11 protein-coding genes are annotated in these 11,340 nt (G+C 30.5%); all 11 read left to right on the plus strand.

Going from position 1 to position 11,340, the window contains the following annotated elements; genetic code table 11:
- Positions 1 to 107 precede the first annotated feature (107 nt).
- The 11 genes from G9Q29_RS14590 to G9Q29_RS14640 all read left to right on the plus strand — a co-directional run bounded on the left by G9Q29_RS14590 (position 108) and on the right by G9Q29_RS14640 (position 11,144).
- On the plus strand, positions 108 to 491 hold the full coding sequence (locus G9Q29_RS14590) for a hypothetical protein (RefSeq protein ID WP_166139136.1): 384 nt from the start codon (positions 108 to 110) through the stop codon (positions 489 to 491).
- Complete coding sequence (locus tag G9Q29_RS14595) at positions 492 to 776, plus strand: hypothetical protein (RefSeq protein WP_166139139.1); 285 nt, start codon at positions 492 to 494, stop codon at positions 774 to 776.
- Positions 777 to 1,383: 607 nt separating this feature from the next.
- Positions 1,384 to 1,905, plus strand: a complete 522-nt coding sequence (locus G9Q29_RS14600; RefSeq protein ID WP_166139142.1) for a hypothetical protein — start codon at positions 1,384 to 1,386, stop codon at positions 1,903 to 1,905.
- 705 nt (positions 1,906 to 2,610) lie between these two features.
- Positions 2,611 to 4,380, plus strand: coding sequence for a DUF4209 domain-containing protein (locus tag G9Q29_RS14605; RefSeq protein ID WP_166139145.1), 1,770 nt, complete (start codon positions 2,611 to 2,613; stop codon positions 4,378 to 4,380).
- A gap of 210 nt (positions 4,381 to 4,590) precedes the next feature.
- A complete protein-coding gene (locus tag G9Q29_RS14610; protein WP_166139148.1) occupies positions 4,591 to 5,208 on the plus strand; it encodes a hypothetical protein in 618 nt (205 codons plus the stop codon).
- Positions 5,209 to 5,376: 168 nt separating this feature from the next.
- Complete coding sequence (locus tag G9Q29_RS14615; protein WP_166139151.1) at positions 5,377 to 6,240, plus strand: DUF1963 domain-containing protein; 864 nt, start codon at positions 5,377 to 5,379, stop codon at positions 6,238 to 6,240.
- A gap of 1,160 nt (positions 6,241 to 7,400) precedes the next feature.
- Positions 7,401 to 7,979, plus strand: a complete 579-nt coding sequence (locus tag G9Q29_RS14620) for a hypothetical protein (protein WP_166139154.1) — start codon at positions 7,401 to 7,403, stop codon at positions 7,977 to 7,979.
- Between the two features lie 179 nt (positions 7,980 to 8,158).
- Complete coding sequence (locus G9Q29_RS14625) at positions 8,159 to 8,785, plus strand: hypothetical protein (protein WP_166139156.1); 627 nt, start codon at positions 8,159 to 8,161, stop codon at positions 8,783 to 8,785.
- Between the two features lie 166 nt (positions 8,786 to 8,951).
- Positions 8,952 to 9,569: a WG repeat-containing protein gene (locus tag G9Q29_RS14630; RefSeq protein ID WP_166139158.1), complete on the plus strand. Its 618-nt coding sequence runs from the start codon at positions 8,952 to 8,954 to the stop codon at positions 9,567 to 9,569.
- A 166-nt stretch (positions 9,570 to 9,735) separates the two neighbouring features.
- Positions 9,736 to 10,284, plus strand: a complete 549-nt coding sequence (locus tag G9Q29_RS14635) for a hypothetical protein (protein WP_166139160.1) — start codon at positions 9,736 to 9,738, stop codon at positions 10,282 to 10,284.
- A gap of 176 nt (positions 10,285 to 10,460) precedes the next feature.
- On the plus strand, positions 10,461 to 11,144 hold the full coding sequence (locus G9Q29_RS14640; protein ID WP_166139162.1) for a hypothetical protein: 684 nt from the start codon (positions 10,461 to 10,463) through the stop codon (positions 11,142 to 11,144).
- Positions 11,145 to 11,340 lie beyond the last annotated feature (196 nt).

An 11,340-nucleotide genomic window follows, 5' to 3' on the forward strand; every position in this document is an offset into this window, starting at 1 on the left:
TTTCTCGCAAGAAATTTTATCTTTGATAGAAAATAATCAGTTCCGAAGTTCGCAACCTCGCCAAGCGCCGGAACGTTGTACGACACTTTGGAAAAACGGAACGTAATATGGAAAACTTGACCTACGAAATTCAAATGGACAATATTAAAATTGGAACTACAGAACTTGAGAATTCTGATGCGCCGATGGGAACTGTATTTGGGAAAATCAAATTTGAAAATATAATTTCTGGTTATAATTTTTTCAAAGATTATTGTACAAAAAACAGAATTGAATTTACAGATTATGAAGACGAAAAGTTGATTTTAACTTTAAATATACCGAACATAAAAGTTCTTAATAAATATAGAAATGAAATTACTGGAGTGGCAACTTCTGTTTCGGGAATGGATTCTAATGAATTTGAAATAACAATTGTTGGTATTCCATATCCATTTTTTGAAACTGAATTTCCAGAACACGTAAAAAAGTATAAAGAAATGTTTGATTAAATGGAAACCGATAATATAATCGAAATTGGTATTGATAATATAGAAAGATTGTATATCAAACCCGAAAAAGTAAAATTTACATTAATTTACAGAACTGCAACTGAAGTGCATTGGGATAATGAAAATCATTTTTTGTATTCTCCAAAACCAAAAAATTGGACATATGTTGATTGGTATAAGCATATTATAATTGTTGCTGAAGATTGTAATTGTAAATTAATAATTACCGAAAAAACGAAATGGGAAAACATTTCTGAAAAATTAAAAACTGAAATTTGTAAATAAAAGCGATCGCACAACAGGCGTTTGGCAAGATTGCGAATTTTGTAGTAAATTCACGTTTATTTCTCGCAAGAAATTTTATCTTTGATAGAAAATAATCGGTTCCGAAGTTCGCAACCTCGCCAAGCGCCGGAACGTTATATGCCACTTATCTGCGACAGAAAACATAAATTCGAAGAACATCACTCCTACTCTACTTTTCGACTTTAAAACGTAACGGAATAATTTTGAAAAGCAGAAACTGAAAAGCAGAAACTGAAAAACAGAAACTGAAAAGCAGAAACGAAAAGTGTAAACTGAAAAGTGTAAACTGAAAAACGAAACTTGAAAGCAGAAACTGAAAACTGAAAAGTGGACACTGAAAAACGAAACTTGAAACAGAATCTCAAAAGCAGAAACCGAAAAGTGTAAACTGAAAATTAGTCAAGAAAAAAGTTTAAGCGGCATATAACAGCCGTCTCAAGCCATTGCGAATTTTCTCCTAAATTGATGCTTTCGTTTCGCAAGTTTTTTTATCTTAGCCGAAAGTAATCGGTTCCGAAGTTCGCAACGGCGTGAGGCGTCGGAACGTTACCAGCAACTTTACCACGAATCTGCTTCAAATACAACTATGAAAAAATTGAAATTTATCATTCTAATTCTATTTTCTCTGAATAGCTTTTCACAGATAAACTGTCCATATAAAATTGATGAAAATAAAATACTTGAAAACAGAAATTTAGATGATTTTTTAAATAAGTTTCAAAGTGAAAAATTTGTTGTTCTTAATGACAAGAATACTATTCCGAAAGAAGTGAAAAAACAATTAGATTGTATCGCACAGAAATTTGAGATTGCAAATCCAAAAGAAGAATATCAGCAAGGATGCGTAATAGAAACGAAAATTCCAAGTCGAGGATTATTTTTTCTAGCCAAAAGTGATGACATTTTGGTTTTGACATATGGAACTGGCGGAATTGGAAGTTCAACACATTTCCTTTTTATAAAATATAATTCAAAAGGTATTGTGGATTTGTGGACTGGTGTTGGAATGGGAATCATAAAACACAAATCATTGGAAGAGATTACGAAGTTTATTTCTGGACAACGAAATAGAAAATGGGGATTGAATACAAATATGGTGTGGATATAAAAAAGCTGCTGGTAACAGCCGTTTCTCACAATTGCGAATTTTGTGGTAACTTCACGTTTACGTTTCGCAAGAATTTTTATCTTTAACAGAAAATAATTCATTCCGAACTTCGCAACTGACGAGAAGCGGCGGAACGTTAGTGGTCAGCAGCAGAAATTACGCAGATCATATCAATTACACTTCACATTTGTCTTCCGCAAGACGTTTGATATTATTACTGGTTAAAGCTCTTCGAATTAAAAAAATCCGTAATTGTTACTAAAAAAATTGAAACAAAACTTGGAAGCAAAACTTTGAAACGTAACTTTGAAACGTAACTTAGAATCAGAACTTGGATGTAAAACTTCGAAGAGAAATTTTAAAGCAGACTTAGGATCAAAACTTGAATACAAACTTCGAAACGAAACTTTGAAGCAAAACTTTGAAGCAAAACTTTGAAGCAAAACTTTGAAGCGAAACTTTAAATCAGAAACAGAAACTTGAAAAATAAAATGGTGATGCGGAATTTCTAAAACTGCCGAACCACTAACAGCCGTTTGGCGCCATTGCGGTTTCGGTGATTTTTTGGAAGCTTAAGTCTTGAATTAAAAATTTGTTTATATTTGTGAGAGTTTGGTGCTGAAAATCCGCAACAGCGCCAAGCGGCAAAACGTTAGCCGTCAGTGTCGAAACCCGCGTAAAAAAGAAATCTACATAAAATATCAAATGAATTTTCAAAACTTAGAAGAATATTACGATTATCTTGAAAATGACACTAATTTTAAACATTTAGATTTAAACACTTACAAATATATTACGGATTTAAGAGATAGAACAGATGAAGAAAGCTTAAAGAAAATTTGTTCTTATGAATTATTCTTCGCTGACTTTTCAATAGAAAATGGAGTACATATTCCAAAATTTCAAATGGGTGGAAACGCTTATCCAACATTAGAATTATTTGACGATAACTTTGATTATATCCAATCAAGAGCTAACATTGTAAACAATCCAAAGTATAAAGCTAAGTACAATCATTTGCTTTGGTTAAGTCCTAAAAAACATATTGATTTTGCCAAACAAGCAATTGAAAATTATTTGTTACTCTTGCAGAACTCATCGTTTTCCGTTGATGATAATTTACAATGTCATTCGTTTGGCAAATATTTCAAAAATCTTTTTGTATTGTGTCAAACAGTGAATTTCAAAAAAGATGAAGTGATTCAATATTTTTTGTCGCTTTTAGAAAGCGATAAACTAAATGATTTTATTAAATATTCCTTGATGGAATTTATAGTTGAAAATAATAAAAAAACAGATTCTTCTTTAATTCAAATATTTTATAATTACTCCAAAAAATCAATTGAAAAATTAGAATCAAGAGTTTTAGAAAGCTATCTAAATCTTTTAGTTATTCTAAGCCAAAAATTAATAATCCCTACAAATGAATTTCACGAAAAATTAGGTGATTATCATATCGCACAATTGAAAACTGAAAAAAATCAAGGCTTTATTGCTCATCATTATTATACAAACGCATTAGAAGAATATAAAAAAGCAGACAACAAAGCAAAGATTGAGGCAACAGCTGTTTTATTAGAACAATCCAAAAAAAGCATTGACCTTAAGAAAGTCTCTTTTGAGTCGGAAAATGAAAACATAAATAAACCGTTAAATCAATGGTGGAATTCCATTAAAGAACAAACAACTCAACTTATTGAGAAAGGTAGCGATTATGACATATATAATTATTTAATATTAGAGAAATTAATTCCTAATGCATCAACCTTAAACGAAGAAATTAAACCAGCAAGTTTTGACTTCATATCAACTATTGTTTTTGATATCAATAAAAACATCAATAAAAATAAATCAGGCGGAATTAATTCTTATTCAATATATATTAATAATTTCACCATTCAACACACTTGGCTTGTCTTTTCAAAGGGAATTAAAAGTGGCAAAATTTCATATGAGAGTTTAATTAATTACTTGAAAAAAAACTCTTGGTACGGTCAAGATTTTACATATTTGGACACAAATAATGACACTCAAGGTTTTAATTGGATTGAATTATTGTCACCATCTTTACAAAGTTTCTTTGTTCAATCAGAAATTGATATTAAAACAAACAAACATAATTCCCAGGGTTACATTTTAGCAATAGATAGTTTAGTATTAAAATTTGAAGGTTTATTGCGTGAATTTTCAAGAGTGATTGGCGCCCAAACAATTGAAATCAAAGAAAGCGGAACAGAAGAAAGAATTAATTTTGAAAAGTTATTAGAGAACGAAAAGCTAAAGTCATTGATTCCTGCAGACGACATTGCTTTTTTTAAATTTCTGTTTACTTCAGAGGGAATGAATTTAAGAAATAACATAGCACATTGTTTTTTTAATACAAAAAATTATTCTTCGGCAGTTATGCTTTTACTTATTGTTGCAATATTGAAATTTGGAAATTACAAACTTATTACTAAAGAAAAAGGGAATTAAGTTGATATTGAAAAATAACTAAATGAAAGTAGCAACACCGAACGGCTAACAGCCGTTTCTCGCAATTGCGAATTTTGTGGTAAGTTCACGTTCACGTTTCGCAAGAATTTTTATCTTTAACAGAAAAATAAAAAGTTCCGAACTTCGCAACTGACGAGAAGCGGCGGAACGTTAGCGGATAGTTTAGACCAATATTGCAAAAAAGAAAAAATGAAAATAAAATTAACTTTATTATTTATAATCATACTTCAAATTTCGTGTAAAAACGAAACTGGAAAACAAATTGAAACTCGGAATAATCAAATTCAGAAAGTTGAAACTCAAAAGAAAGAAACTAAAACATTTGAATTTGAAAAATTTAAAATATCGAAAGGAAAAATTGGCGAAATAGAAATTGGAATGAATATTATTGATGCCGAAAAAATGCTAAATGGATTAACTAAAGAAGAAGCTGAAGCGTATGATTTTGGTTTTGATGGTGGTGGAAAAGCTTATATTTATTCACTAAAAAACGAGCCTGTTTTAGCGCTTGTTCCTAAAAGAGATTCTGAAGAAATATTTGTTCTTATTGCCTTAAATAAAAATTTAAAAACAAAAAATGGTTTAAATCCAAAATCTAAGATATCAGACATACAACATAAATATCCAAATATTGAAATTATTCAAGATTTAATGATGGATTGGGAATTCATGTATGATGAAAAAAACAATTGGAACTTTGTATTTTTGACTGACGAAAATAACAGAATTGGAGAATATAAAGAAATTGAAATGCCAACTAAACCGAAAATAATTGAAACAAAAATGGATTGGATTACGATTAGATAAAAAAAAACCATCCGCTAACAGGCGTTTGGCAAGATTGCGAATTTTGTAGTAAATTCACGTTTATTTCTCGCAAGAAATTTTATCTTTGATAGAAAATAATCAGTTCCGAAGTTCGCAACCTCGCCAAGCGCCGGAACGTTAGCAGAAAGCATTAAAAAAAACGAAGAAATGAACTTTTTTAAAAAAATATTTGGTTTAAATTTTTCTGAAAAAATGAAAAACGAAAACATGACAAGTGAAGAATTTTTCGAAACAGAATACATAAAAAATCTTTCAGAAAAATATGGTAGAAAAACTGTTTTATTAAAACCTCACAAATCAGAAAACGAAATAAAATGGACAGAAAGTAAATTCGGCGGTTATCCAAATTTAGAATCATTTTCTGAATATCCAATATGTAACTCTTGCCATAGTTCCTTGAATTTTGTCTTTCAAATTTATAAAAAGGATTTCTCAGAATTTTATTTCCCTAACGACTCAAACATTTTTCAATTATTCCGTTGCCCAAATAATGATTGTAAAGATTCATACAGTGAATTCTATGACCATAAAATGTTTCATTATTTTTCAAAAGTTAAATGTGAAATAAATAACGAATTTAAAAAAGAAAAAAACAATTTAACTGACTTTGAACCTGAAGTTCCACATTGTTATTTAAAACCTACAGAAAAATTTGATTTCCCAAATTTTGATGATTTTAATGAAGATGACTTTGTTGAAATTGAAAATAAATTTGGAGAAAAGTTTTCTGAAGAATTTATGGATAAATATAATCCTATACCTAATACCAAACTTAGTGGTTATCCAAGTTTTACTCAAAGCCCATTTTATCCAAAATGTAATTGCGGAAAAACAAAAGATTTTTTATTCCAGCTATCAAGTGACGACGCAGAGGATGGAGTTGAAAGTCCTCCTGATTATGATAATTGGTCAAGCCACGGAATAATGATTGGCGATGTTGGTAACATATATTACTTTGTTTGTAAAGATTGTGGAGAAAAGAGTATCGAAAGTTATTGGGATTGCTTTTAAACAACATCATGCCTTCTGCTAACAGGCGTTTGGCAAGATTGCGAATTTTGTAGTAAATTCACGTTTATTTCTCGCAAGAAATTTTACCTTAGATAGAAAATAATCAGTTCCGAAGTTCGCAACCTCGCCAAGCGCCGGAACGTTATGCCGCATTGCTCCGTTGAAAAGAAACAGCCGACATCAACCAGACGTTTTGAAAATGAAAAGATAATAATGAACTAGCTAGCGAGCCGACGAAAATCAAGCTCGGAATCTGACAGCGAAATTCAAAAGACAAGCAAATATGAATCACTTTGAGGAAAACGGAAGGCGGAAAATTTTTCGTTTTTTATTTTGAGTTTTTAATGGAAAAACATAATTCTGACGACAAACAGAAAACGGAAAAGCGACCGAAATTGAAAGCGACCAAAATTGAAACGTGGAAAAGTTGCTGACATTGGGCTGAAAAATTGGAACGGATGAACTTTGGTGCTTTTCAGACGTGTCGCAACGCTGCATAACACACGTTACACGCGATTTGGGCATTTGGCTTAATTTGAAGTTGGTTTTGTATTTGGAAGTTTTGGCAAATCAGAAAAATAACGCTACTTTAGACCCAAACCGCGTGTAGCGCGGGGACGTTATAGGGCAGTTGCGAATTTACGCAGACATTAAGAATTAGAAATAAATTAATCTTCCGCTAGAGTTTTTGAAAGTAGAAACTTGAAAGTGGAAACCGAAAAGCGAAACTTGAAAAGCAGAATCTGAAAATCAAAATCTGAAAAGTAAAATCTGAAAAGCAGAAACCGAAAAGTGGAATCTGAAAAACGAAACTTGAAAGGCAAAATCTGAAAAGCAAAATCTGAATAGAAGAAACCTGAAAGTGGAAACCGAAAAGCGAAACTTGAAAAGCAGAATCTAAAAAACGAAACTTGAAAGTGGAAACCGAAAAGCGAAACTTGAAAGGCAAAATCTGAAAAATAGAAACTTTAAAATATTCAACCGCCCTATAACAGCCGTCTCAAGCCATTGCGAATTTTCTCCTAAATTGACGCTTACGTTTCGCAAGTTTATCTATATTTGGTGGAAAATAATCGGGTCCGAAGTTCGCAACGGCATGAGGCGGCGGGACGTTGGCAGACAGTTTGGAAAAACGGAACGAAAAAACGAAACTGAATCAAATGAAAAATATAATATTCTTATTAGCAATTTTACTTTTTAGCTGTAATTTCAAAAAAGAAACTAAAGCAGAAAATATTGAAATGCAGAATGTTGAAAGTGTCATAAAAGAACCGAAAATTACAGGAGAAAAATATTTTGAATATGACGAAATTGAGTATTATCAAAACGAAATTGAAGAAGACCAAATTGAAGAATTATATGATAATCAAAAAAAATCAGTAAAAGATTCTTTAAAAATGGGTGTGATTTTAGGTGAAATTCCTAAGTCAATTACAGACACAAATTTTATTGACAATTTAAAATCTTTCGGCTATACAAAATCGAAAATTGAACCAAAAAAGTTCGACAAAATAGACGAAATTTTTACAGAGAAAAAGCATTCAGAATCTTATGCAACAGCTTGTATTTATATTTACAGAGACATTTTAATTTTTAAAAGAAAATCTAAAATAATCGGAATCGCAAAAATTTGTTTTGGCTGCGATGCAAATGTAATTGTTGGAACAAAATCTAACACAGAAGAATTTGGAATGAGTGGCGATTATCAAAAGTTAAGAAAAATATTGACTGAAAAATAAAACCGATCTGCCAACAGGCGTTTGGCAAGATTGCGAATTTTGTAGTAAATACACGTCTATTTCTCGCAAGAAATTTTATCTTTGATAGAAAATAATCGGTTCCGAAGTTCGCAACCTCGCCAAGCGCCGGAACGTTGGCAGTAATTTTCAGAAACACTACAATAAACGAAACGATAGAAATGGAAAAAAGAAATCTTAAAATAATATTCGCTTTTTTAATATGTATTCCTTGTTTTTGCCAAACTTCACCAGAAAACTTTTTAATTGAACTTAGAGAAAAGAAAATTGATACAATTTGTGTATTTGATGACTATTCAGTTGGTTCTGTAAAACTTTATAGTGAAGAAACTATAAATGATTATTGCGAATTTGAACCAACCTATTTCTTTTGGAAGGAAAATAACAAAACCTTACTGACGAAAAAAGATAGTTGTTTTGAATATTCAACAATTGAAATTAACGCAGATAAAATTTGGAAGGATTATTTCGAAAATGAAAGAGCAATTACAATTGAAAAAGTTAAGCATTATCAATTTATAGATATAGAAAATGGAAAAAAAAGAATACTCACCAAAATGCGTGATCATTCTCATCATCAAAACTTCAAAATTATTGTGAAAGAAAAGATAACTGAAAAGAGATTTGATGATTTTGATTTATTAAAATCTGCCGACAGTGATGGAAAAGAAGAAAATATGAATTACAAGTATAATCTTGATTTGAAGAGTAAAACGTTAATAAACGAAATTGCGAAGCTGGTTATGAAATATGAAAGATTGATAGCAAAAAAAAGGTTTAATAAATAAAAAAACTACTGCCAACAGCCGTTTCTCGCAATTGCGAATTTTGTGGTAAGTTCACGTTCACGTTTCGCAAGAATTTTTATCTTTAACAGAAAATAATTCGTTCCGAAGTTCGCAACTGACGAGAAGCGGCGGAACGTTAGCTGTAATACCACAAAAATGACCGCATATGAGATTAAAATTTATAATATTATCAGTAATGTTTTTATCGAAATTGAGTTCACAAACTAAATTCAAAGTTGAACAAAAAGAAACTGAAACTTGGAGAAATGTTTATTCACTTATTGATGAAAAAAATAATTTAATAAAAGTATTAGATTCGTCAAAATATTACATGACATTCAATTTTGATAATTATGGATATTTTGCGGTTTTTGGCAAGAAAGGAAATCCTGGTTGGACTGCAATTGATGCAAAAGAAAATATATTGTTTCAAGTTTATAATACAAGTTTTGGAGAACCAAGTCCAGATTATTTAATTGAAAATAAAATTAGAATAATTGATGGCGAAAATAAAATTGGATTTGCAAACGAAAAAGGTCAAATAGTTATAAAACCTCAATTTGAAATTGTGACTTCATTTCATAATGGAAAAGCAATAATTGGAGAAAAGTGTAAAAAAGTTCCTTGGAAAGAACACGCAAAAGAAGAAGATTGCCAACACTACTCTATTGTTTGCGAAAATTTCGGATATATAAATGAAAAAGGAGAAATTTTAAAACTTGGAAATTATACGTTTGAAGAAATAAAGAGAGAAATTGATTGGAAAGCAGACGAAAGAGAATAAAAAGTACTACAGCTAACAGGCGTTTGGCAAGATTGCGAATTTTGTAGTAAAATCACGTTTACATTTCGCAAGAAATTTTATCTTTAACAGAAAATAATCTGTTCCGAAGTTCGCAACCTCGCCAAGCGCCAGAACGTTATCACTCATTTTAAAACCGAAGTGCAATTTGAAAACTATTTGGAAAATATTTCTTGCCGTTTTTATTATTATAATTATTGGATTTGTTTTTGTTTCTGATGTTTTTGATAGAGGACAATATTATGCGACTTTCACACCGAAAGAAGAGATGATTGAATTTTATATGTACAAAACAACTGAAGAACAAGAAAAAGCTTTTGAAAGGAATTTTGGGAATGAAAAATATAACTTCCCTAGAGAAGAAGTTGCAGAAGTGAAACTATTTAAAAACAGATTTTTGTTAAGTCGTTTGACTTCAAACACATTATCGAAATCAAGTAAATCAGAAGTAATTGCTTTTTTCAATAATCCTGTTAATTTCGATTGGGGAGAAACAACTTGGAAAGTTACTGAGTCAGAATATATTTTGAGATTTTATAATAAGCAAAATAAGGAAATCGGTAAAATCTGGTTGTGTTTGGAAGGCTGTGGAATGACAAAATCAATTCCTTTTTCACCGAATATGAAATATGGAGGTTTAAGTGAAATTGGAAAGAAAGGCATAGAGAGGATTATAAATAAAACACTAACTGAATAAAAACGAGTGATAACAGCCGTTACACGAGATTTGGGCATTAGGTTGAATTTAAAGATAGTTTTGTACTTGGGGAATTTGTGTTTAACCGAAAAACCTCGCATCTTTAATCCCAAACCTCGTGTAGCGCCAGAACGTTAGCTGTTATTTTAAATCACGAAACTTCAAAAAAGAAAATTATGGGATTTTTTTCATTCTTATTTGGAACTTCTAAAAGTTCAGAAAATTTACCTTTTGAAGGTAATATTAAATTTAACAGAATAAAAAGTGAATATGAAATAGAGATTGGAGATGAACTAAATATTTGGAGTAAACCAAATTCTTCAATTGTGAATCTTTACGCAAAAGGTTCAGTTGGCGGAAGCGGAACTGTTGGCACAATAAATAATAAGTTCATAAATAATCATCTTGAAAATACTGAACACTTATTTATTGAAAATGAAATCATTAATTTCGATAACAATTACATAAACTTAAGAATTAAAATGTATGTTGACGAAAATCTAACTGAAAATATCCAAAAGGAATATCAAGATGAATGGCTAAAAAAAATATTGTCAAAATATAATCCAAAAACGAATTGGTCATTACGTTTTTTTTCAGAAAGCAAATTAGAAAAAAATAAAATTAAAATTAAAGTTATCGAAAAAGAGAACTTACCAAATTATGATAATTATTCAAAAGAATTAATTTGGCTTGAAAATCTTGAAGGTGAAAAACTTAAAGTTGAAAATACAGCATATACAGAAGATATTAATAAAACTTTAAGAGCAATTTACACTGGACACGAAATCGAAATTAAGTTTATAACAAAAGACAGAAATTATTACACATTGGAAGTCGGAAAGAAAAACAACAGCTAACAGGCGTTTGGCAAGATTGCGAATTTTGTAGTAAATTCACGTTTACGTTTCGCAAGAAATTTTATCTTTAACAGAAAATAATCAGTTCCGAAGTTCGCAACCTCGCCAAGCGCCGGAACGTTGGACGTAATTGGAGCGTACCACTTAGACTACGACGTTTTTTCACAATGAATTTTCGGGATATATTTTTGGGATG

It is taken from the genome of Flavobacterium turcicum (genome assembly GCF_011365745.1).
Lineage (GTDB): Bacteria > Bacteroidota > Bacteroidia > Flavobacteriales > Flavobacteriaceae > Flavobacterium > Flavobacterium turcicum.